This window comes from Anaerobiospirillum succiniciproducens DSM 6400 (genome assembly GCF_000482845.1).
In the GTDB taxonomy this organism is placed as follows: domain Bacteria; phylum Pseudomonadota; class Gammaproteobacteria; order Enterobacterales; family Succinivibrionaceae; genus Anaerobiospirillum; species Anaerobiospirillum succiniciproducens.
In genome coordinates, this window is the sequence record NZ_AXWV01000033.1 from 18,198 (window position 1) to 43,727 (window position 25,530).

General features: G+C 43.3%; 12 protein-coding genes. 9 read left to right on the plus strand and 3 right to left on the minus strand.

The features are described from left to right. Window positions 1–434 precede the first annotated feature (434 nt). Together H524_RS14475 and metK are read right to left on the minus strand one after the other, a co-directional pair. The gene (locus H524_RS14475; RefSeq protein WP_044121588.1) at window positions 435–1,637 is read right to left on the minus strand and encodes an MFS transporter; all 1,203 of its coding nucleotides are present in this window, start codon (window positions 1,635–1,637) and stop codon (window positions 435–437) included. Window positions 1,638–2,172: 535 nt separating this feature from the next. Continuing rightward, a complete protein-coding gene (metK, locus tag H524_RS0105820; RefSeq protein WP_027939549.1) occupies window positions 2,173–3,321 on the minus strand; it encodes a methionine adenosyltransferase in 1,149 nt (382 codons plus the stop codon). Between the two features lie 1,308 nt (window positions 3,322–4,629). Between metK and H524_RS14480 the strand changes: the two genes are divergently transcribed. The 5 genes from H524_RS14480 (at window position 4,630) to H524_RS0105845 (ending at window position 12,905) form a co-directional block, all read left to right on the plus strand. Beyond that, the gene (locus tag H524_RS14480; RefSeq protein WP_044121589.1) at window positions 4,630–5,541 is read left to right on the plus strand and encodes an NAD(P)-dependent oxidoreductase; all 912 of its coding nucleotides are present in this window, start codon (window positions 4,630–4,632) and stop codon (window positions 5,539–5,541) included. Between the two features lie 1,147 nt (window positions 5,542–6,688). Continuing rightward, window positions 6,689–7,339, plus strand: coding sequence for a fructose-6-phosphate aldolase (fsa, locus tag H524_RS0105830; RefSeq protein ID WP_027939550.1), 651 nt, complete (start codon window positions 6,689–6,691; stop codon window positions 7,337–7,339). 578 nt (window positions 7,340–7,917) lie between these two features. After that, window positions 7,918–9,402, plus strand: coding sequence for a hypothetical protein (locus tag H524_RS0105835; protein WP_027939551.1), 1,485 nt, complete (start codon window positions 7,918–7,920; stop codon window positions 9,400–9,402). 892 nt (window positions 9,403–10,294) lie between these two features. Continuing rightward, window positions 10,295–12,289 (plus strand): transketolase, encoded by a 1,995-nt coding sequence (gene tkt / locus H524_RS0105840; RefSeq protein WP_027939552.1) that lies wholly within the window; start codon window positions 10,295–10,297, stop codon window positions 12,287–12,289. Between the two features lie 160 nt (window positions 12,290–12,449). After that, on the plus strand, window positions 12,450–12,905 hold the full coding sequence (locus H524_RS0105845; protein ID WP_156907551.1) for a hypothetical protein: 456 nt from the start codon (window positions 12,450–12,452) through the stop codon (window positions 12,903–12,905). Window positions 12,906–13,665: 760 nt separating this feature from the next. Here the strand turns inward: H524_RS0105845 and H524_RS14485 are convergent. Next, entirely contained in the window at window positions 13,666–14,592 is a 927-nt protein-coding gene (locus H524_RS14485; RefSeq protein WP_245580444.1) for a tripartite tricarboxylate transporter substrate binding protein, read from the minus strand. A 2,138-nt stretch (window positions 14,593–16,730) separates the two neighbouring features. Between H524_RS14485 and H524_RS16445 the strand changes: the two genes are divergently transcribed. The 4 genes from H524_RS16445 to fbaA all read left to right on the plus strand — a co-directional run bounded on the left by H524_RS16445 (window position 16,731) and on the right by fbaA (window position 24,905). After that, entirely contained in the window at window positions 16,731–18,392 is a 1,662-nt protein-coding gene (locus tag H524_RS16445; protein ID WP_052338935.1) for an AraC family transcriptional regulator, read from the plus strand. Window positions 18,393–19,550: 1,158 nt separating this feature from the next. Then, a complete protein-coding gene (locus H524_RS0105875; RefSeq protein ID WP_027939554.1) occupies window positions 19,551–21,218 on the plus strand; it encodes a CYTH domain-containing protein in 1,668 nt (555 codons plus the stop codon). A gap of 1,071 nt (window positions 21,219–22,289) precedes the next feature. After that, window positions 22,290–23,456 (plus strand): phosphoglycerate kinase, encoded by a 1,167-nt coding sequence (locus H524_RS0105880; protein WP_044121591.1) that lies wholly within the window; start codon window positions 22,290–22,292, stop codon window positions 23,454–23,456. A 363-nt stretch (window positions 23,457–23,819) separates the two neighbouring features. Next, window positions 23,820–24,905: a class II fructose-bisphosphate aldolase gene (gene fbaA / locus H524_RS0105885; RefSeq protein WP_211232158.1), complete on the plus strand. Its 1,086-nt coding sequence runs from the start codon at window positions 23,820–23,822 to the stop codon at window positions 24,903–24,905. The last annotated feature ends 625 nt before the right edge of the window (window positions 24,906–25,530 follow it).

Here is a 25,530-nt window from a genome sequence, read left to right on the forward strand (position 1 = left end):
CGTTGCTTCTTTTACGGTGTAAATAGGTCTTAGCTTACTTTCAAATGCTAAAAGTTTGCTTAGATATGTGCTTTAGATTCTCTTAAGCTTTTTCAAGTTAGTAGCTTGGCAGACCTTTAAAATTCTGTAGACAAAATTTAGGTCGCTAGTTATAGAAACTTGATGGTAACGATGCATAAGAGCGCCACCAAATTTGTCAAATTTCCGATAAATAAGCGACTGTTTGTATAAATAATTGTCTTAATACAATGACCTTGCAAGTACTATACCTTAAATCAAAGTTTCATCGATATAGCTTTCAAATATGTATGAATGCCAGGCTGCATCTGAGCTGCGCTGCATTTGGTGAGGCAGCGGCCGCTTATTAGATTTTGCTGTGAAAGCTGTGAAAGCTTTGAAAGTTTGGAAATTGCCTTGAGGGAGGCGTCTTATCTTTAGGCTGTGCCTTCTTTGAGGTGATTGCGACGTTTCATATAGTAGAAATAAACAGTTGCAACAAAGGCAATAATACAGAGCCAGCCTTGGAAGAAGAAAGCAGCTTTAAGATCGCCATCATCAAGCTCAATGATACGGCCAGCTATGATTGGAACTGTAGTCATACCGATGGCAAAGAGAGCCTGGAAGAGGCCAATAGCAGAAGAACGACGATAGTGTTCAACACCAACGATGGCCTCACTAGTGGCAATGGTAAAGACAAAGCCAAAGCTCCAGCCTAGGAATACCTGAATAATGATGAGCAGGTAGATGTGAGTAACCATTACTGATAAGAAACAGTAAGCAGCAAGCAAGAACAGGGCAGAGCTAACTAAAAATCCTTGTGAGATGCGAGTAAATGGCGGCTTGCCAGAGTAGTAGCTAGAAATAACATTGAACAAGATAAAGACAATGGTCATCAAGCCCATTTCATATGAGCTACCGCCAATACGCAATGCTGCTTCATTAGAAAATGACATGATGGTAGTCATGGTTACGCCTTGCTGAATAGAGGCTAAGAAGGCGAAGAACCAAATACGTTTGCGCTTCGCTACTTTTACAAGATCAGCAATGAGCGGGCGATGTTTACTCTCAGGTGGTTCATGCAGGTGAGCATATGCCGGATCGTCTTCTTTTAAGCTCATAGCCAAGAGCATAGCTAAAGCACCAGAGAGTGCGGAGCATAAACACAGAAAGTCCATACCAAAGCCCTCAAAGCATACTGCTGAGGTAATGAAGGCTAGCATAATGCCAAAGTTATTAGCCGCAAAGAGGTAGCCAATCTGAGTTTGCATCCTATCGGGAGTAATGTATTTAGTGCTAAGCAGCATGAAGCTCACCCACAAGGATGAGGCCACACCTGACATGATATTGGCAATTAAGAAGCCGTTGCCAGTGCTTTCAAGAATACGAACTACCGATGCGCCGCCAGAAAAAGCACAGCCTACGATAATAATGAGCTTATGCTTGCCTAGCCAATCAGCAAGGATACCCATTGGGAAGCGCAAACTCATTTGTACGCCGCCATACACGCCTACGATGATGCCTACAAAGTCTGCTGTGACCTTTTGTGCAAGGAGGTAAGGTGCGGTGTTAGGCACATAGATGTACTGGGCAAACCAGAACAAGGCAATAATGACCAGCAGTTTAGTGTTCTGACTCATGTTTGTTCTCAAAAGCAAAATCGTATGGCAGATGCTGTATAGGCTTCACTGCAGCAACAAGATCGTGCGGCAGCTCTACGTATGTGTATGTAGCTGTTTTTGCTCAAAAATACGCTCTTTGGGCAGGCTATATTCTGCCATAGCTTGTGCATGCGACATGAGTTAAGCCCCAAAATGGGCACAACGACGCTTAATAATGCAGCTGTACTCTTACGCTTATGACGATTATGTGGCCCAAAGGTCTTAGGCATGAGGGCATGTGGCCATAGCCATGGCTATGGCTATGGGGATGGGTACATTGGTATGCGCATTGGCATGGGGATGGGCATGAACATAGGCATGGCCATGTACGATGGCAAAAATGGTGGGCGGCCGCCTTGTGGGCGGGCGCTGGTGTGGTGCGCATATACAAAAGGCAGAGCCTTTGGGGACTCTGCCTTTTGTGAGCAGCCTATGGTGGCTGCTTAAACTTAAAGCTTTATGCTTTTAGCATTTGGTTTTTAGCTGTGAGCATTTGATAGCTTGTAGCTATGAATTAGCTTAAAGCAGCGATGAGGTCTTCAACCTTGTTGGTCTGCTCCCATGGGAAAGCATCACGGCCAAAGTGACCATAAGCAGCAGTCGCACTGTAGATAGGACGCTCGAGGTCTAACATCTTGATGAGACCGTATGGACGTAAGTCAAATACCTCATTGATTACGTCTGCGATGCGGTCATCGTCGTACTTGCCGGTACCGAAGGTGTTAACAGAGATAGAAACAGGCTTAGCAACACCAATGGCGTAGGAAACCTGGATCTCACACTGCTTAGCAAGCTTAGCAGCAACGATGTTCTTAGCAACATAACGAGCAGCGTATGCAGCTGAACGGTCAACCTTAGATGGATCCTTACCAGAGAAAGCACCACCACCGTGACGAGCAGCACCACCGTAGGTATCTACGATGATCTTACGGCCAGTTAAACCGCAGTCGCCTACTGGACCACCGATTACGAAACGGCCAGTTGGGTTGATGAAGTACTTAGTATCATTGGTTAAGTACTTAACTGGGATAACCTTCTTGATGATCTCTTCTTGAACACCTTCAACAACAGAAGTTAAAGAAACATCTGGAGAGTGCTGAGTTGAGAGCACTACGGTGTCAACGTGAGAGATGGTGCCATCTGAATTGTAAGCAAAGGTAACCTGGCTCTTTGCATCAGGACGTAACCAAGGCAGCACGCCCATACGACGAACTTCAGACTGACGCTTAACGAGCAGGTGAGCATAGGTAATAGCTGCAGGCATGCAAACGGCAGTCTCGTCGCAAGCATAGCCGAACATTAAGCCCTGGTCACCAGCACCTTGATCTTCTGGATTCTGGCGGTCTACACCCTGATTGATATCAGGAGACTGCTTGCCTAAAGCATTTAAGAATGCGCAATAGTTTCCGTCAAAGCCGACTTCGGTAGAGTTATAACCGATATCGCAAACAGTCTTACGAACAACTGCTTCTAAATCAACGTTGGCTTTAGTAGTAACTTCACCTGCGATAACGACCATACCGGTCTTAACTAAGGTTTCGCAAGCAACACGAGCCTTGCTGTCTTGGGCTAAGATAGCATCAAGAATAGCGTCGGATACCTGATCGGCAACTTTATCAGGATGTCCTTCAGATACGGACTCGGAAGTAAATAGGCGTGACATGTAGACCCTCCACACAATGTCATGTAGTTAAAAATGGCTTTGTTTTACGAAATCCATCTAGATGCTGTAGCTTCTTGGCAGCCATTGTTTAAGGATTGCTGTGTCTTGTTCTCGAGGCAGGCCAAGAACAAGGTGCAAGCACATACTTAAGGTTGAATACTTAACCTTTTAAGCCCATTAGTAATTGGTTTAAGACCCTAAGCTATAGCCCTGAGCATTGAACATACTACAAGGAGCTAAGCAATGTGGTGGATAAGACCAAGCGGATAAGACTAATGGAACACAGTCTTCTCAAAGAACGTCATCTGTATCAACAGATAAGATCTAGAGGGTGAATAAGCTAGTGGCAAGGATTCGTAAATCGATTGCAACTACTATTCAATGTAAAACAAAACTTCAGACGGCTTTTGTAAGCTCGACGGAAAGATGTGAATACTAAATTCAGGTTAGGCTGTTGCACTACTTTGACTTTCATCAGCAAGCAAGGTAGAGCGTAGGTTGCTACCTAAAATGTGCAACTTAATGTCCTGAATTAGCTTTATATATGCAATAGACAAGCCACAGGTGGCCAAAATTACCGTAACTATTAATTAAAATGGCTTGTTTAAGCCATTTATCTAGTTCCTGTATTGCTTTGTATAACGCACAATGGAGCGGATTATACACCCGTATAACTGAACAAACACAAGAAAATGTTAATAACTTAACTATGTGATACAAATTGGCAACTGCTGTCAAAACTCAACAGGTAAAACTTAATAAGTTAATAAAAGACTCAGGCGCATGGGGCTTGATGTTTCTTTGCAGTTAATTGCTTCTGTTAGACAGAGTGTATGAAGTATCGTGGCTGGCTTTTGGGAAATATATTGTCGCTAGGCCTGACAAAGCTCAAAAAACTACACTCTTTTATCCTAAGGATTGCTTAAAAGGCTATGCACGAGTAGCTCTTGTTAGGTGAAATTTAGATAGTATTACAACCCTTTGCTTTACACATAAGACTAGATACACAACCTTTACTGGCCTATATTTGGGCAGTATCACGCATAATGTTACGTTGATGCTAGACAGTAGGGATTATTGCATTAAAATTAGCGCCTGTAACAAGGCAAACATTCGCTTTAAAGTATCCTTTATGCTGTTTTATGTGCATGGCTTAAGGTAGCTTTTATAACTGCCACACTACAATAGTTGGGGAGCTGTTAGTTTTCCTTTTAGTGCTGCACGTGCTTGCTTTGTATAGAGTATTGAGTTCTTGGTGCTCAAAGGCTCGTTTTTGTTGTGTCGTAGTTGTAGGTCTCGTAGATTCTTATGGATATTAAGAAGGTTGGTTTTATCGGTACCGGCGTAATGGGCGCTCCAATGGTTGGTCACCTGCTCAAAGCTGGTTATGAGGTGAATGTTTTCACTCGTACCAAAGAGCGTGCAAATGGTGTGATTGAGCAAGGCGCTAAGTGGTGTGACACTCCTCGTGAGTGTGCCGAGGGCTGTGATGTAGTTATCTCCATCGTTGGATATCCAGATGACGTACGTGATGTCTGGACTAATCGTAGCACTGGTGCTTTCAAGGGTATGAAGAAAGGTGCCTATGGCATCGATATGACTACCTCATCACCAGAGCTTGCCTCTGAGTTATTCCAAAGAGGTAAGGCTCTGGGCTTTAATATGGTGGATTGCCCAGTAACTGGCGGTGATATTGGTGCTCGCAATGCTACTTTAGCTATGCTCTTTGGTGGCGAGCAAGAATCCTATGAGGCGTTAAAAGACTTCTTAAAGGTCTTTGGTGAGCGTGTTGAGTATTTCGGTAATGCAGGTAAGGGCCAATTAGCTAAGGCCTGTAACCAGATTGCAGTTGCTGCGACCATGTTCTCTGCAAGTGAGGCTATCGCTTTTGCCTCTCAGATGGGACTGGATGTTGAAAAAGTTATCGACACTTTAAGCGCTGGTGCAGCTGGCTCATTCTCACTGCGCAGCTACGGCCCTCGTATCTTAAGCGGTGACTACAACCCAGGCTTTAAGATTGCTCACTTCTTAAAGGACATCGAGATTGCTCTTAAGGTTTGCGACTCTCACGGTATTAACCTGCCATGTTTAGAGCTAGCTAAGAAGGCTTACACCGTACTTAATAACATCGGCCACGGCGAAAAGGGTACCCAGGCTCTGTACTTGTTCTACTGCTCTAGCTTAATGCCAGATCTCGACGCTACTGATAAGAACAAATAATCAAACCTCTTATCAATTTGCGCCTTATTCACATGCATATATAACGTTGCGTAAGATTACAGGCGCATTTTCTAGCAGGGGGACCCGGTCCTCCTGCATTAGCCCCTCCAAGCTTGCAGTTCTAACTGCCCCCTTTCTAACTAAGCCATTGCAAATCCAAAGGCAATCACTGTTTTTGACTTTTGATGAGCTAACGACCGTCTCTGTAGCTACTTAGCCTCTAATAGTTAAAGGCACATAGCTATTTATTGCCCACAAAAGCTTAAATACTTGATTTTCCTATAAAGTGATTGTAACGATACAATCAACATCTTATGTTAAATAAACCATAGCGTTATCTAATATCGAGCAGGTAGGCGCTTGCTTTCATTAGTTATTGTTATTGCTCGGTTTGTCATGGAATAATTTTGACGGCGGGGCGTAGCCATTGCTTTTGCCATTGCCATTGCCATTGCTTTTGCTTGTGCTGTTGATTTGGTTTGAGCTCGGACGCGGTGATGGCTGTTTTGGCTTTAAAGCCTTTTGGTGCAACGTTGAGTGATTATTTTTCTTAAGAAAGCTTAGTGTGTACGTACACATTAAAAGTAGGGTGGTCTGAGGGTATCTTTTGCTATCTAAGCGTTATTTAATCGAGTTTATGAGGTTGGGTAGTGTTGCTCCATGATGGTGTGTGCGTGCACATTTTTGGGTGCTAAAAGTTGATCACTATCACTAAACTTTAACCAAAGCTTAGTTTGCCTTTATCATGACTCTAATAGCATAAGGTGTACAATCGCTCGCAAAGACTGAAATGCACAAGCAAAGCTAGTTTATAAAGTTCAAATGGCCCTTTAATGGCTTAGTCTGAATGCTCTTAAGGATAGGGTTTGAATGCTCTTATGGCTTGGGTTTTAATGCTTTTAAGCTAAGTTTAGTGGCTTGTGCTTTAAGATTATGGGCTTTGTAAGCTCTTATGCCATCGGTCGAATAGAATTTAAAAGCTGCCTAATGTTTAGGAGGCTTTTGCATCTTTAAGCACTAATCTTAATTACTCTTGTACAGGGTAAGGTTTTACTTAGCGTGGCACTTGCTAAGGCGGTGCAGGCTTTAAGACTTGATGATGCTCAAAGCTTAGGTAGCTTGGAAGGATTTTTTTGGAGCAGCTATCATGCGTTTTTTCATTGATACCGCAAATGTTGAAGATATCCGTAAAGCTAATGACATGGGCGTTATCTGCGGTGTTACCACTAATCCAACCCTGATTGCCAAGGAAGGCCGTAAGTTTGAGGAAGTAATTGCTGAGATCGCCTCAATCGTAAATGGTCCTATCAGTGGTGAGGTCAAGCCAACTACTCTTGATGCTCCTACCATGATGCAAGAGGCTCGTCAGATTGCTGCTATCCATCCAAACATGGTAGTTAAGCTCCCAATGACTGTTGAGGGCTTAAAGGCAACTAAGATGTGTACTGCCGAGGGTATCAAGACTAACGTTACCTTAATTTTCACCGCTAACCAAGCTCTTTTAGCAGCTCGTGCCGGTGCTACTTACGTATCTCCTTTCTTAGGTCGTCTTGACGATATCTCAGTTCCTGGTATCGATCTCATTCGTCAGATTTCTGAAATCTTTGAGATTGCCTCCATCAACTCTCAGATCATCGCAGCTTCTGTTCGTAACCCAATCCACGTTATGGACTGTGCTTTAGCCGGTGCTGACATTGCTACTGTTCCATACAAGGTAATTGAGCAGATGACTCACCACCCTCTTACCGATCAGGGTATTGAGAAGTTCCAAGAAGACTATCGCAAGGTTTTCGGTTAATAGAATATATTCCCAAGACAAAAGCACACAAGTAGGTTGTTCTCATAAGCACAGCCTATATGAGTGTTAAGCCTCATACCTTTACAAAACTACCTTGCTGTACACTGCTTTTACACAAAATGGTAGGCAGTCTAAAAAAGTTTAGTTTTAAGCATGGTAAGGGCATCAGCTTGGACATTCTAACTAGCACTTAGTGGCCTTAATTAGCACTAAGTGATTAGAAAACTATGCACAGCTCAAAAAAGGCCGATCTCAAGATCGGCTTTTTTCATCTTTTAGGCTAAAATTATTCGAGTTTTGTCCTATATAGAGGTGCATACATTTTTAACAAGCTAAAGTTTGTCTTTAGAAAAGTGTATACAGCTATAACTTACAAAACTATCGGATCAAAAACTGAAAGCAGATGTCTTTAAAGCCCGTACATAAGCGCAAGCACTTGTAGATATACAAGTAAGAGCATCTGCGGTTACACCTTGCTAACTAAGATGGGGTGATGAGGGTAGCTGCTTTCAGTTTTAGATCTATTAGGCTAATAGGAAAGTACATTAGGTACTGTTGTTTAATGTCAGGGGAACATAATGGCATTTGACGTTAAGAAAGCGGCAGCAGTTGGTGCAGCCGCAGCAGGTGTTCTGGTTCTATCCAGCGGTTGGTTAATGAGCTTATGCAGCTATAGCGACACTGTAGAAAAGGCACGTCAGGGTATCGAGCTTTATCTTTTAAACGGCAATCCTGAGCTTAAGGATCAAGGCTTATCTGTTGCTCTGTACGAGCGTGATGGTAGCCTCTTTGAGCGTAAGCTCAACTTAGTGGTTACTCTCAACGAGGACTCATTCAATCTGCCTTTAGATGTGTCATTAAACTACGGTTCATATGACATCGTCTTCGACCCAATCCACGCTACTATTAGCCGCGTTAATGCCATCAAGTCTTTAGAGCTTGATACTCTTACCGATATCAAGGCACGTGCTCACTTAAGCTTATTTACTGGCAAGCTGAGCTTTGATGGTTCTGTTTCATACTTAAACGACACTTACGGTCTGTCAAACTATGCATATGCTAAGGCCTTTGACGACTACCAGACCTTACTTAAGGGTGGCAAGTTCGTAAAGGACACCTCCAAGAAGGTTAAGTCTAATGCTCCAGCTGAGGCAGCATACGTTTATGATGCTCACAAGAGCAAGGAAGAGAACTTAGTAGCTTTTGAAGAGTTCAAGAAGCAGGCTATTAAGGATGCTAACAACGTAGCTGAAAAGACTGTTTCCATTATGGGCGAAGAGTCTTTAGAGCAGGTTAAGGCTGACACACGTTTCTTACCTGTTGGTACTGCTAAGTTATCCATCAAGATGGATGCTAACGAGAATATCTCTACCTCTTTAGTAGTAGATAGCTTTGTAAGCGATGATCTTGGTCTTGGCTTATCTGGTGTTAAGTACTACTCATCTAACCGTGGTCTTGCTAACCTCTTAAACTTCGGCCGTAACGAAGTTCAGTGCGACAAGATCTTCTACCCAGTTGGCAATCAGCTTGAGCTCTTAGACAACACCGTTGTTAAGTTACAAAGCGGTCACGTTGCTACTACTGGTGCTTTTGATCTTGCCTACGAGCTTAAGATTGCAAAGGCTTCTGACTTTAGCGATCTGAACTTAAACGGTAAGCTTTCTGGTCTTACCATCAACATGTTCAACAACATGAGCGTTGGTGACATCTTAGCTACTATTGGCCAGAACGGTTTAGACCTGCGCGTAAGCAAGGGCTCAACTGTTAAGGTTCCTGCTTTAGTACGTTTCGACCCATACAAGGATCCTGAGATGCGTGAGGTTACCTTAGGCATCGATGGCAATGTAACTCTGCCAAAGGATAGCCCAATGGGTATCTTCACTGTTCCATTTGTAGATGCTAACGTAACTGCAGATTTAGATGTGAACACCATTGAGGGTAGCTCCATTAACAAGGAAAACCTCGCTGCATTTAGCGTCCATCCAAAGACTGGCGTTTCATCTGCTAAGGTAATTCTCGACGAGAATGGCCTTACTATTAACGGCAAAGAGTTCGTAGAATAAAAGCTAAAACTTTTTAAAGTTTTACAAAAAAGCGTAGGGGCCTAAAAACTCCTGCGCTTTTTGCTTTTAGGCACACCAAAAAAGCATCTAAGCCAACCATAACCGTATTTTGCGTCACCGAACCACAATGAGGATCCTAAGCTCCTTTCGATCTTCAAAGAGCCTTGCGCCTATCAAATGCAAAGCCTACCATACGCAAAGCGTACTGTGGTAGCGGCAAGAACATGTGCTAGGCAAACGCAAAGCGTACCGTCGCAAAGCGTACCGTGGTCGCAGCAAGAGATTTTGTTTGGCAAGTGCAAAGCGTACCGTACGCAAAGCGTGATGAGGTGGTTACGACAACTGGTGCTTGGCAAGCTCACTCTATTTAGGATGGTGCACAAAGTTGTGTTGTTAGGAAAGCACAGATCTTACTTTGGTCTAATTTAGAATTGGCAGAGGCTTTTTAGAATCTCGGATGCAGCCACGCGCTTTTTTGTGGCTTATTAGCCTTATTTTTAGCTTGATGAGCAGCGCTAAGGTAGGCTTTTTGTGGTGAAATTAGCGGTAGGTTAAAAAGATTGTCATTAGCTATGGACTTTTAAGATTTTTTCCCTATCCTAACAACTAAATTAGATGCCGAACTGTTTGTGTTGAAGTTCGCTCTTTTATCTTAGTAATCTTAGACAGTTTCCGACGGCAAAGGCATAAAGCTTAGTGCTTTTAGCATTTGCAAGACATCAATACTGCAGCTTTGGGACAACACTTGTGTTTAGCTAGTGTTTTGTCTTGGGTACAGAGCATACAAATTGGATTTGTACGCTTAGTGCTTACACAAGGATGGCAGTAGTGATCTCTTACAAAGGTTAGGCCACGGCCTACGGCCTGATGCAGTCACTTCACTGGAGAAATCATGTCACAGTATCAGCAATTAGCTAATGCAATTCGTGCCTTAAGCATGGACAGCATTCAGAAGGCCAACTCAGGTCACCCAGGTGCTCCTTTAGGTATGGCCGATATGGCTGAGGCCTTATGGCGCGGCTTTATGCGTCACAACCCAAAGAACCCTAACTGGGCTAACCGTGACCGTTTTATCTTATCTAACGGCCACGCTTCCATGCTGATCTACTCTTTACTCCACTTAACTGGTTATGATCTCAGCATTGAAGACATCAAGAACTTCCGTCAGTTCGGCTCTAAGACTCCAGGTCACCCAGAGTACGGTGAGGTTCCTGGCGTTGAGACCACCACTGGCCCATTAGGTCAGGGTCTTGCCAATGCTGTTGGCTTTGCTATGGCCGAGCAGATGTTAGCCTCCGAGTTCAACAAGGATGGCTTAAACATCGTTGACCACTACACTTACGTATTTATGGGCGACGGCTGCTTAATGGAAGGCATCTCTCACGAGGCATGCTCCTTTGCAGGTACCTTAGGCTTAGGCAAGCTCATCGCTTTATACGACTCTAACGGTATTTCTATCGACGGTCAGGTAAAGGACTGGTTCGGTGATGATACTGCTAAGCGTTTTGAGTCTTACAACTGGCACGTTCAAGAGGTTGACGGCCACGATGGTGAGGCTGTACGTAAGGCTATTAAGGCTGCACAGGATGAAAAGTCACGTCCATCCTTAATTATCTGTAACACCACCATTGGTAAGGGTTCACCTAACAAGGCTGGTACTGCAGCATCCCACGGCGCACCTTTAGGCGACGATGAGATTGCTAAGACTCGTGAGGCTATTGGCTGGAACTACGGCCCATTTGAGATCCCTGAGGACATCTATGCTCAGTGGTCTGCTGTTGAGTCCGGTGCTAAGGCTGAAGCTGAGTGGAATGACTTATTCAATCAGTACAAGGCTAAGTACCCTGAGCTTGCTAGCGAGTTTGAGCGTCGTATGAAGGGTGATCTGCCATGCGACATTCAGCAAAAGGCTTTAGCATGGGCTGAAGAGTTACAGAAGAACCCAGCTAAGATTGCTACCCGTAAGGCTGGCCAGAATGCTTTAGACTTCTTCGGTGCTTTATTACCTGAGCTTGCTGGTGGTTCTGCTGACTTAGCTCCATCCAACTTAACCGTGAACAAGGCTTCTGTTTCTATTAAGCCAGGTGCAATCCAGGGTAACTATGTACACTGGGGTGTGCGTGAGTTCTTAATGGCTGCTGCCATGAATGGCATGATGCTCCACGGCGGCTTCCGTCCATACGGTGGTACCTTCTTAATCTTCTCTGAGTACGCACGTAACGCAATTCGTATGTCTGCTCTGATGAAGATCCCAACCTTATACGTATTCACCCACGACTCTATCGGTGTTGGTGAGGACGGTCCTACCCACGAGCCTATCGAGCAGATCGGTTCTTTACGCTTAATTCCTAACTTAGACACATGGCGTCCATGTGACCAGGTTGAGACTGCTGTAGCTTGGTGCTCCATGGTTGAGAGAAAGTGTGGCCCATCTGAGGTTATTCTCTCCCGTCAGAACTTAGAGCAGATGGATCGTGCTTTAGAGCAGATTCCTCTTATCGCTAAGGGCGGCTATATCCTAAGAGATTGCGACGGCACCCCTGATTTAATCTACATCGCAACTGGTTCTGAGGTTGCCTTAGCTGTTAAGGCTGCTGAGCAGTTAGCTTCTGAGGGCAAGAAGGTACGTGTTGTTTCCATGCCTTGCTGCGAAGTATTCGATCGTCAGAGCGCTGAGTACAAAGAGCAGGTTCTCCCAGCCGCAGTACGTAACCGTGTTGCTGTTGAGGCTGGCTCAACTACTACTTGGTACAAGTACGTTGGTCTTGATGGCAAGGTCTTAGGTATCGACCACTACGGTGCTTCTGCTCCTGCTGACGTTCTCTTCGAGAAGTACGGCTTCACCGTTGAGAACACCGTTGCTGTAGGCAAGTCCTTACTCAAGTAATAACAAGCCCGAGCAAATTACCCCAACAAGGTAATCCTAATAAGATAGCTTGTCGCCGCAGCCAAGCCAAGCCAAGCCAAGCGAAACAAAGCCAAGCGAAGCAAAGCTAAGCCAAGCTATCATCAAGGCACATAAGAGCCTCCATAGCCCCACAAAGGTTATGGAGGCTCTTTTACTTTGGCTCAAGCCAAATAGTTCAGCCAAAAGAAAGCTCCATTCTCACGATATCATCTTCTCGACTCGTAAACTCAGCTATAACGCCAAGGTAGCTCTCCATCCAATTAGCCAACGCCAAAAGAGCCAATCCATCGGCCAAGCCAAAAAGCCAATCAAGGCCCAAGCAAAAAGGCAAACGAGCACACAAGCGACCCATCAGGCAAGCAGTAAGCAAAAAGACAAACGAGCATACAAGCGACCCATCATGCAAGCAGCAAGCAAAAAGGCAAACGAGCACACAAATGACTGGTCAATCAAGCTACATGCAAAATCAAATAAGGCGTGGATGGCTGATCGTCTAGCAAAAGGATGTGGTTGTCTGATTGCCTCACAAAAGGGCGGGGGTTCCAGAAAAATGTGGCTAAAGATTGGGCGGGCACAAGGGCAATTAATAGAGTAAGCCTAGCTTTGTGGATTTAGCCTAGGCCAAAGTAAAAAGAGCTCGCAGTTAGACTCTGCGAGCTCCAAGTCTAAGCCTGTGCACGCAGGCTTAGTTTCAGGATTGAATCGGTAAACAAGGTGCATGTGTGATGCATTCTTGTAAGAGTCATGTTGTGGAGCCATTAGGCTAGCTCTTAGCTATATCAACATGAACATAAATTCTTTTGCGCTATATTATGCCACTTAGGATTTCATATAGCCTTGCCAAATTAGCTGTTCTAAAAACTTATCATTGCTAAATTAGCTGTTCTAGAAACTTAGTAATCAAATAATGTTAGTTGGCCGTCATAGACTTTTGTCTTTTAGTCAACCTGCATAATCTTACAAGACCATGATGGATATGCAAACAGTATTACGAAAAATGGATAGCACTTGCTGCATTTTAATGCAAAGCATTACACAATTCTGATTTGTATCTAGTTTGTAGTCTCAAATGGCTATACAAAGGCATATTAGACGTACATGAGCTTTTATCATGCTCGCTTACAGTACCTTATGCATGAGTACCAAGCCTAATTATGGTGCTTAAAGGCGCATGGCATAATCATCAATAGACCCTGCCTCAGACTCAGCATAAGCCTCAGCAGCATCCGCATTTGCATATGCGGCTGCATCTGTATTTGCATATGCAACTGCATCTGTATGTGCAGCTAAAGATGCAGCTGTAAGCGTGTCTAAATGGCACGGGGGATAGCTAAGTATGATAGTCGTTTGGACTGTTAGCGCTTGAGGAGGTTTTTGAGGATGATAGCAAAGCGATAGTTATCATCTCTCATTAAATTCTCCGCCTCATCGCCAATGATGTATTTAGGTTGAATATAGCGGCTTAAGAAGTACTCATCGTATGTGGAGGTCGAGGAGATACGTCTTGCTGAGGTACGTAAAATATTTACCACCTTCTCTGGAGTGCCCTTTGGTACAACTAAAGTTGCCCAAGCGCCAATGACGAGATTGTGGCCAAGCTCTTTAAAGGTTGGTACATCAGGAAAGAGTCTAGAACGCTCGTTAGACATAATGGCTAAGATTTTAAGTGAGCCATTATCAATTTGCTCTTTAAAGGCTGAAGGGTCTGCAAGTGTGGCATTGATTTGTTTGCCAGCAATAGCTGCAGCTATATCTGAGCTGCCTTTAGAGAAAGGAATATGCTTTACACGGACACCAAATTCTTTTTCAAATGCCAAAGTAGCAACATGCCAAATGGCTCCTACACCTGAGTTACCCATTAAGATGGTTCCAGGATGGTTGCGTACATATTCAACAAACTCTTCTAAAGTATCATATGGGGCTGCACTATGGACTAATAAAGCAGCCGGAGCTGAGATTGGAGTAATGATGGGGGTAAAGGCATCGACGGCGATTGTGATCTTGTCCTGATGGGTATATAGAGCCAGATCTACAGTAATCATACCCATGGTGTAGCCGTTGGGTGTAGCATTTGCAATAGCTTTAGTTGCAACTAAGCCACTATGGCAAGGCTCGTTTTCTACATGGATTTTGACGCCTAAATCTTCGGACATTAACTTAGCTAGACCACGTGCTGCTATGTCCGTACCGCCACCGGCCTTTTTAGGCACAATGATGAGTATATCCCCGCCGTTAGGGAAGTTGGCGGCAGATTTTGCATTAGTGTATGCTTCACTGCTCACGTGTTGGTGGGCATGTTCAGCAAATGCTATTGGACAAAAAGCAATGGCATAGCTCAGCATAAAAGCTGTGGCTGTAGCAAAAAGTCTATGAACACGCATACAAAAACCTTTTTCTTAAAAGCGAAGCTAAACAACAAGTAGCCATAAAGGCAACTTCGCATTGACAGAACAAGTATCGTACTCATTCTCATGTTAACTAAGACTCAATGCAGCATATATAACTGCGATCTTGCATAAGTCTTTTAATTCATTTCCAGCATCTTGCATATACAAGATGACTCTTTTTGAGCAATTAATTCAAGCAGCTAGTAGTCGTATAAGACCTGACAAATCGAATTGGTAAAATACAGGATAAACCAATCACTCTAATAAGCCAAATGCATCTAGGCTAGTTAAGCTAGTGGGACTATTACTCTTGGCTAATTGTTTAATGGGACTGAGGTACTTATGTGCAGTGCCCCAAAGGCCATATGTTGTATATAAGCTATGGTGCAAGCAAGCGCAGTGACAATTCTTTGTGATTATGTAGTGCAAGCATGGGGCCTAAAAACGCCTTAACACTTGCAAAAGTTTAAATATCGTAAGTAACACTTAGCAAAGCTATGAGACAGATCTACTGTATGCTTGCTACATAAAGACAGTGTAAAGGCTGCACAAACTAAATTTTTTGAAAACTGAAAATTAACTTGTCTACTACCATATCACTAACTAAGGCACTTTAGTGCATTACTTTGAGATTGATATGCTCAAATTGAGATATAGCAGTGAAATTAAGCCTAAGGTAAGAACATCAGGTTACGCTTTATCTAGTAGATTATCTTGATTTAGAAAGGCTAGCGATATCCGTGTACTTTTCACGTACAGGCAAAAGGATTTTGGATTAATGACAAGAGGCAATCACTATATAATTGCTTCAATAAGCTTGAACTACTCTAGTCATGGATTTTAGACATAGACTTACATCCATTGTTTATTAGACTGTCATGACCACGAGTACTCTCTAATAATTTACTAAGCTTACGTTTACTTTGATTGACAGTATTGTTGTTTAACAAGGGCTCATTTGAAGCCCTCAAAATTGTCAAAGGAATTCTATGTCAGATACGCAACTAGAGAGAGGCGTTATGATGGCACTAGCTCTTAAGTATCTGAAGATGTTTTTGATAAGCATCTGAGGATGTTTTAGATAGTGTCTCTAGGCATGAGCTTAGATAGAACTTAATTTGCAGCGAAAAGTACACAGCGTATTGAGCTTTATTGCTCTTACGGCTTAGCAGCACTGTTTTAAACAGTCTGCAGCTTAGCTTAATTGCTAAGCACAATCTTGTTTGTAGTTTGGATAGCACTGCCTAAATGCGAGCTTGGGTAGTGCTCAAAAAATGTTTTAGTTAAGCAAATGTAGTTTGTTTATATACAAGACCAACTATTGGTGTTGCTTGTATAAGGCTACTGCATGCTTGATTGCTCTTCATGCATATACAGTGGCAATATAATCTTGCCCTCGTGTATGTATGCTCATAGCTTGATTGCTTTAGCACTGATACTCAACTTAAGTTTGAGTTTATTAGCTTTAGTAATAAGCCTTGTGATTGGCTAAAGCTCTATTGTCTTGCTAGGCATAGCTAGTATTGCTTAAGGTAGCTAGCTTTCTTAGTAACGTTAGTCATGCCAATGCTTGATTGGTTTTGCCAAGCACAGTTAGCTTTGTAAAGGCTTAGCTAGACTTGATAAAGCAAAGTTAGCTTTATAAAGGTTTTGCTAGCCTTGCTAAAGCACAGTTAGCTTTGTAAAGGCTCTGCTAGCCAGGCTAAAGCGAAGTTAGCCTTGCTAAAGGTATATGGGCTTTGGCTCAAGAGAGGCTAACAAAATAGCTAAAGACACTTAGCTTTATGCCAAGTAGGCTAAGTGCTGTGAGTTCTTATCTACTAGTTTTTTCTAGCAGTAGCTAGATGTAAATTGCTCATGTAGATAAGTTAGAGAGCTTAGGTTGCTGAGTATGTTATTTAATAATACTGGATCAGAACATCTGGTGTTTTACAGCATTTAAGCAGCTGCTTTAACTAAATTTATAGTCCAGGCTGCTTAATGAGTATTGAGACTAGATATGCTGTGGTGGATGATGGAAACCGGTTGTTTCGATGAAGAACTCACGTCAACACAGTGTAGAGTCAGGTAGTTTAAGTTTTCCTTTCAGCTACAGAGTTGTAGTTGATGAAGCTAAGTGCAAGGAAGATGTTAATCACTACCATATGGAACATGAGATGATCCTCATCGGGGAAGGGTCATACACTGTCCATCTTGATGACATGAAATACGCCGTGCACAAGGGCGATCTGGTTATTATTCCGGCAGGTGTCAGCCACCATTTTGAGCATCTTGAGATCAAGCTTCCTATCTATAATCAAGACGGTACCATCACTACTGAAGATGGCTCCTTAAATACCATTGAGCATACCTTTACCAATAAAGAAGGTGTAACTACTTCATCTGAGCAGGCTATTGAGCATGACTCTTTATGTCTGCGTGCTTTAGAGAAGTCAGGTAATGAGCAAGTAGATCCACCCGTACTCGTTGGCACCTTCCTTAGCGCTAAGCGTGAGGCCATCCAAGAGCTTGCAAACTCTGAAGCAGAATTACGTGAAGTAGAAGAGTTTAAATCACCTCTGCAGTCACTAGTGGAAGGCTTCAAAGATGAGTCTACTAGTGCTAAGCAAAAGCACGAAAGAGACAATAGCAAGGCCAAGAAAAAGTCTAACAAAGCTAAGACAGGAGAGTCAGCATCTAAAGTAAGCAAGCAAGTAGCATCGAGCGTGTCCCTTGATGGTCAAGATGATGATACTTTTGCTAATGCCAAGATGAATGCAGCTGTGCTTAAGTCATGTAAGGAAGACTTAGCGTCTAAGCAAAGCAAGAGTGGCAGCAAGAATAGAAAGGACGCTTCTAAGCAAAGCTCTAATACTGATGAGCAAGTAACAGCATCAGAGCTTGAGTTAGATAGACTCGATGCTGTGCAAAACTTTGAGCCTTTAGATGGCCAAGAGTGGCGCTGGAATGATCAAAAAGAGCGTGACTATAAACGTTTAGAGCGTTTAGATAAATCTGATAGCTTTGTCTATAAGTGCCTGTACTTTGATCCAAACTTAATTTTAGAGCACGCTGGTAATGGTCGTTACTTTATTGAAGCTATTCAAAACGGCCAGATTAAGCTGCAGAGTGTGTTCTATCGGACTAATCCAGACGATAGAGCCGTAATTACTGCTTTTGACGATCTTTGTCATACCGTACAGAGTGTATTTTCTTTAGAGGACAACTCTGCGCAAGATGACAAATTCTCCAAAAGAGCTGCTTTAGAGCTCAAAGCTCAAGGTCAGTTCTTAACTTTAATGGGCATCTTACAGTATGAGCAGCACTATAAAAATCACGAGGAACAAACAGCCTCGGAGCGTCGTCAGGTAAAACTCGTTAACGATGCCATTAAGTTTATTGCAGCTCACTATAAAGAGAACATCTCGCTCAACCACATAGCTGAGGAGGTCAAGCTGCAGCCAACCTATCTGTGTCGTTCCTTTAAGGAATACACAGATAAGACTCCTGTTGAGTACATCAATGCTATGCGCATTGAAGAGGCCTGCAAGTTGTTGTCACAAACTGACAAGCGCATCAGCTCCATAGTTGATGAGCTCGGCTTTAAAGATCCTGGCTATTTTGCACGTGTTTTTAAGAAGTATACCGGCTTCAAGCCAAGTGAATATCGAGCTGCCAATACCACCATCAAGGCCGCATCCCCAGCCAAAAAGTAGTACTACCGAAGCACAAGCAATAGCATTATCAATTGCAGCTACAGCCAAGCACCATGCCATTGACCATCAAAATATGCAGTGGCTAAAGCTCTTGCATCCCATTAGGCAAGCCATGTCCATATGAGGCATGGCGCGGCATATCCAGCGACGATTAATTCATCAAATTTATAGCAATCTAAGTGGCCTTAACAGGGAATATATTGATAAAAGGCCATCGTAAATACTATGCATGTGCAGAACCTAAAACTACGCAAGGACAGGGCTGAGCATGTAAAACGTGGCAGATTCAAACCAAAGCAGATGGATGGCATAGAAACAGGCTCGGTTTGATACATAGGCACTGACGTGGAAAAAGGCTCGGGTGGATAAATAGGCACTGGCGTGGACACAGGCTTGGGTGGATACATATGCATTGGCGTGGACATAGATACGGGCGTAGACATAGGCGCTTGAGCGGGCGCTGTTGCTGCCACTTGCCTTTTGAGCTTGGACTGGAATTTAGGCAGCATGAGTGTTTGAAATGGTGTTTAGATTAATGAGTGCAGCAAAGACTCAAATTAGTGCAAAGGATGCTGTGATTTTCATGATGAGCTTCAAAAAAACAGCAAAATATTGGCTTGCATATCTTTACTGTAGCTACTTTGTGGTGAGTTTTTCTAGTGCAAGTGAAGTATGCGATACTTTTTTGATATGTTTAATAAGTTGCTGTATCTATGTTGTGAACTATAATATGCAAAACTAGTTCAATAAGACGAGCAAATGTGATGTAGAACGCCATTGCATGACATTTCGTTCTTTGTTATCGTCCAACAAAACATCTATAGATATTTGTCTGACATCTATACCAATTAGCTGAGTTTAATGACAGATCTTAAGGCAGATTTGTTAGTGGTACATGGCAAGTCTTTTCTTCATTACTAGCTTTTAGTACATAGCTTTGAGCTTACACCTGTTTGCTTAAGTTACGAATGGGCTTTGCTAATAACATCTTAGCTTGTATGTAGTGGCTAACTTTATAGTTAGCTATGTTTGCGGTAGTTGCTAAGCAGAAGCTGCTGTTTTTGCAGTGTCTTAAATAGAAACTTAGCAATATGGTTTGGTAGTTTTGTATCTCTGGTGTCGGGATTGTCAACTGCCATGTGGCGGTAGAGGCTGCTTATGTTTACTAAGGAAAACCTTCTCAACAACGTTGAATGCGAGTACAAGTACGGTCTGAACGCGCAGTACGCTGATTGTTTCTTGGATGATTTTATCGCCAAGTTCAATGAGCTCATTGCATTTAACTACGAAGGACTGTCCCAAGAGTTCCGTAGTGAACATGATTTAAAGGAGTTCTTTGCTGATAAGAGCAAGGTAAAGTGCGAAGTGCTTAAGAATGAGTACTTTGATACTGAAGATGACCTTTTATTTAAAGAGTTTAATGCCGGTCTGCGTCTCCGTCGCAGTAGTCTGTGTTCATCTGTTGAACAGACCTTAAAGTTCAAAACTCAGGATATGGCTGCAGGTGCCTCCCATACTCATATTGAGACTACAGTTAATGTAGATGCCTCAGTAACCTCTCCTGATGTGTCTTTATTTGACAGCAATTTATTACCAAATGGTTTTGCCTCCAAAGTTCAAGCTAAGAGCTTAATTTGTAAGTACTTAACTGACTTTGAGCGCTGCTCTTTAGTTCTGTCTGTGCCTCGCTTTGCTTGCTTTGAGCTAGCTTTAGATCGTGGCAGTATCATCAGTGGCGATATCAGCACTCAGATTTGTGAAGTCGAGTTTGAGCTCAAGAACATTGATAAGCAGTGGCTTGATGAGAATTGGGGTGTAACTGTTTACGACCTAGATGATGTTCGTTTGCAGTTTAGTTCCTTTATCGATGAGGTACTGCTGCTAGTTGCTGGTTCTAGCACTATCTTCATTGATCGTACTGGTATGAAGTACGAAGGTCCAACCGACATTTATGCTCACTCTAAGTCAGGTGAAGCTCCTGATTTAGATAGTGCCGGTTTCGATGACCATATTGTATGCGCCAATTTCTTTACCTCAGATGTGGTGCAAAAGATTCCATCTCTGCCTTTCAAGAAAGGTGGTCTTATCTACGCAGAACCTTTATCCAAATTACGTCGTGCAGTACTGCTAAGTATTTTCAAAGCCGACAATCCTGGCTATAAGATTGGATCAGGTGATGATGCATGCATTAGCGTAGAGCGTGGTACTCGTGTTGATGCTGATGCCTTTAGAAAGGCAGTAGTTGAGTATGGAGCTATCCCATCTCCTACCTTAGCTCAATTTGGCAACATGGTTACTTACATGACCGAAACTTACTCACTTGCAGTAGGTCTTGCCAATCTTTTTGGTACTGCTAAGCACTTTGATGATGTGCGTAAGGTCTTGGCTTGCTCCATTACCTTTGCAACCGACCATAAGCTCTTCAACTTAACTGATGAGCTGCGTATTGTGCATCGCCGCATGGCCCAAGATTTAGACTTAAGTGATCTGAGTATGCTTGCAGTAAGTGAGTGCTCATCCATATTTATTGAGTTCAATGTGAAGATGTGGTTTGAGCCTTTCTATCTGCAGCTGAGCCGATCTTTAGATTCAGATCCTGACTTTAATGTACATAAGTTTAAGGAGCTCAACGCCTCTGCTGTAAACAACAGCTACTCCATCAAGTCTGCTGAATATATTGAGCGCGTTAACTACATGCTCAAGCGTAAGAACATGATCTTAACTTGCGAATACAGCAATGAAGATGAGTTTAAGAGCCTGGCCTTTGCTACTCAATACCACACCAAACAGTCCTGGGAGTCGGTAAACTTAAGCCCAGTGCACTAGCAACAAAGAATTAGCAAAGCACATTCTTATTGGCAGCAAAGATAGCTGTTAACACCCAACAAAGGCCTAGCTCTATCTAGGCCTTTAGTCTTAATAGACATCTCCAAAAAAATCATCCAAAGACCGACGAGCCTACAATCAGCCCCACAAAATCGACTAGATCAAGATCCCCAAGCTTAAAACCAGCGAGCTACAATCGACGGCTTACTTACATACCCATCAAAAAAAATCTACAAACCAACATCAAGATGGAGAACGACAAGACTAAAAGAAACAGTAAACCAGCAGCAAGGCTGAAATCACTACAAATTGGATATTTTCACTAAGCGTGCGTGCCATCAGTTAAGTACAGAAGTACAAAGCCTTAAGCGCTTAAAAGAACTACATCAAGTAGTACTCATATTCAAAGTAAGTAGCTTCTAAAGGTGGTAAAACTATAATCTTGTCATACAGGCTGATGTTAAGTGAGCCTATGTAAAAGCAAGTAATGGAAAGTCTATTGAGGATAGAGCGAAAATTACGTGTCAGACATTTTTGCAGCAAATTGCAGTCACGGTACTTAAGATTGTATGCTCTGCCTTATGAAAATGCGATGTATATCAAGACTTTGTGAAGTACTTACGTCATCTTTTGGGGCAGTATCAGAGCTTGTATACAAGCGCTTTTACGCGCAATGAGGGCTGTTGCAAGCTTTGCAGTGTAATAAAGAAAGTTCTAGTTAATTTGCATATAGTGCTTTGTTAGTTGATTTTTAACACGTGGTGTTTATACTTACTAAGTTGATGTTGTTGCAAGCTTTTATCAACTATCCAACCAAAGCCTCAGCAAGGTTTTGCAGCAAATAGCAATGAACTACTGATGCTGATATGGCTAAGTTTAGTTTTGCAGCAATTTACAGCATTACACCTCTCGTAATTGAACATTATTGACATTGCAAGGGTCTAAAGTGTTTTAACAGACTCTGCAAGATTGCAGCAACAAGCTAGATTGAGCATTGCTCCCTTAGTTTGTTAATTAGGTTCAATACGGGTATTCAGTCTTAACAAGACATCTATTTTGAGGATTTTCGTTATGGCAGCAGTCAAGAAGATGGCCGACCTCGACCTGAAAGGCAAGCGTGTATTCATCCGTGCCGACTTAAACGTACCTGTAAAGGACGGCAAGGTAACCTCTGATGTACGTATTGTCAGCTCATTGCCAACCATCAAGTTAGCTCTTGAGAAGGGTGCTAAGGTCATGGTTACCTCACACTTAGGCAAGCCTAAGGAGGGTGAGTATGCTCCAGAGTTCTCACTCCAGCCTGTAGTTGACCACATGGCTACCTTGTTAGACTGCCCAGTTCGCCTTGCTAAGGATTACTTAGATGGTGTTGAAGTAAACGAAGGCGAAGTTGTTGTATTAGAGAACGTACGTTTCAACGCTGGCGAGAAGAAGAACGACGAAGCTTTAGCTAAGAAGTACGCTGCTCTGTGCGACGTATTCGTAATGGACGCATTCGGTACTGCTCACCGTGCTCAGGGCTCAACCTACGGTGTTGCTCAGTTCGCTCCAGTTGCTTGCGCAGGCTTATTATTAGACGCTGAGCTTACCGCTTTAGGTAAGGCTTTCGAGAACCCAGAGCGTCCTATGCTGGCTATCGTTGGCGGTTCTAAGGTTTCCACCAAGTTACCAGTTCTCAACTCCTTATTAAAGGTCGCTGACCACATCGTTGTTGGTGGTGGTATTGCTAACACCTTCATGGCAGCCGGCGGTGCTAACGTTGGTAAGTCTCTGTTTGAGGAAGACCTCATCGAGACTGCTAAGGAGCTCTCTGCTAAGACCCATATCCCAGAGTTCGTTGACGTTGTTGTTGGTAAGGAGTTCGATCCTAACACCCCAGCTACCGTTAAGAACTTAGCTGACGTTCAGGCTGACGACATGATCATGGACTTAGGTCCTAAGTCTGCTCAGAACATTGTTGACGCTATCAAGAGCGCTAAGACCATCATTTGGAACGGCCCAGTTGGCGTATTCGAGTTCGACCAATTCTCAAACGGCACCAAGACCATGGCTTTAGCTATTGCTGAGTCTGACGCTTTCTCAGTTGCTGGCGGCGGTGACACCATTGCTTCTATCGAGAAGTTCGGTATCAAGGACAAGATCTCCTACATCTCCACTGGCGGCGGCTCATTCTTAGAGTTCTTAGAGGGTAAGAAGTTACCTGCTGTTGAGATCCTCGAGAAGCGTGCAGCTGAGTAATCAATAAGATTACTTTAGGCCTTAAGTTAGGTTCTTTTGACTGACTTATAGAGCCTTAGGCAAGATGGTATTAGCAAGGTTAAATAGCCACCATCTTGCCTTAAAACTCAAATTCCACTTTTACAAGCTTGCTTGTGAAAGTAACAAGCACAAAGCATTTTGCTTAGTGCTACTGCTTTTTTAAAAGCTATGCCCGATTTTGCAAGGCACCAGTGTTAATGTGCTTATCTTAGATGCGCACTGATGTGTGGGTATCAAAGGACTTGCTTTGACTGATGCATTGAAATCTATTACTCATAAAGAGTGCTAGGAATTGGGTATAATAAAGGGGCGTGGAATGGCACGTCTCATAATTAGGATAGACTGATGACTAAGATTTTAGATGTTGTAAAGCCTGGTGTATTAGTAGGCGAGGACGTACAGAAGTTATTCGCTGTTGCCAAAGAGAATGGCTATGCATTCCCTGCTGTTAACTGCGTTGGTACTGACTCTGTAAACGCTGTTTTAGAGGCTGCTGCTAAGGCTCGCTCCGCTGTTATCATCCAGTTCTCAAATGGCGGCGGCCAGTTCGTAGCTGGTAAGGGCTTAAAGATTGAGCGTCCACAGGGCAACGCAATCTTAGGTTCTATCTCCGGCGCTTTACACGTTCACAACGTAGCTAAAGAGTACGGTGTTCCAGTTGTATTACACACTGACCACTGCGCTAAGAAGTTATTACCTTGGATCGACGGCCTCTTAGACGCTGGCGAAGAGTTCTACAAGAAGGAAGGCAAGCCTTTATTCTCTTCACACATGTTAGACCTCTCTGAGGAGTCTTTAGAAGAGAACGTAGAGACCTGCTGCAAGTACTTAGAGCGTATGTCTAAGATCGGCATGACCTTAGAGCTCGAGCTTGGCTGCACTGGTGGTGAGGAAGACGGCGTTGATAACTCCGACAAGGACGAGTCTGCTTTATACACCCAGCCTGAGGATGTAGCATACGCTTACGAGCGCTTAATCAAGATTTCTCCAAACTTCACCATCGCTGCTTCATTCGGCAACGTACACGGTGTTTACAAGCCAGGTAACGTTAAGTTAAAGCCAACCATCTTACGTGACTCCCAGAAGTACGTAGCTGAGAAGTTCGGCTTATCCGAGGCTAAGCCATTAAACCTCGTATTCCACGGTGGTTCTGGCTCTACTAAGGAAGAAATCGCTGAGTCCGTATCCTACGGTGTTATTAAGATGAACATCGATACCGACACCCAGTGGGCATGCTGGAAGGGTATCAAGGAATACTACGAGGCAAACAAGGACTACTTACAGGGTCAGCTCGGCAACCCAACTGGTCCAGATGCTCCTAACAAGAAGTACTACGACCCACGCGTATGGTTACGTAAGGGCCAGGAGACCATGGTTGAGCGTGTACTCGAGGCCATGAAGGAATTAGGTTGCGTAGACTCCCTCTAATCGATTAGATTTGTTGTTCATAAATTACATAAAGCTCAGGCCATAGGCTTGGGCTTTTTTAATGTCCGCAAACCAACCAACCAACCAACCAACCAGCCAACAAGCCAATCTTCAATCGGTTCAGCACTCCGCGCATCACTACGAAACAAAGCACAGCAAAGCAAGCCTGCCCATATCAACAGCTGTTCAGCGCATCCCTCTCAATCCATCTCATCTAAAGCCACAATCAAACCATGCAAATTTCGTCTTAAGAACGAAATGAAAAGTTAACAACCTATGCCCAAAAGGTACGACCAATAGCTTCAGTTAAAGCATGCTCCTCATTGTTTGCACATTAACTTCGCTCTAAGAACGAAGTGAAAAGTTAACAACCTAATCCCAAAAGCTCGACCAATAGCTGCAGTTAAAGCTCGCTCCTCAATGTGCGCACATTAACTTCGCTCTAAGAACGAAATGAAAAATGAACCACTACAGTTCCAAAGTCACGACCAATAGCTGCAGTTAAAGACCGCAGCTCAATGTGTGAACAATAACTTCGCTCTAAGAACGAAATGAAAAGTTAACAACTTCAGTCCCAAATGTACTACAGGCGCAACATATAAGGCCTACAGTTCAATGTGTGCAC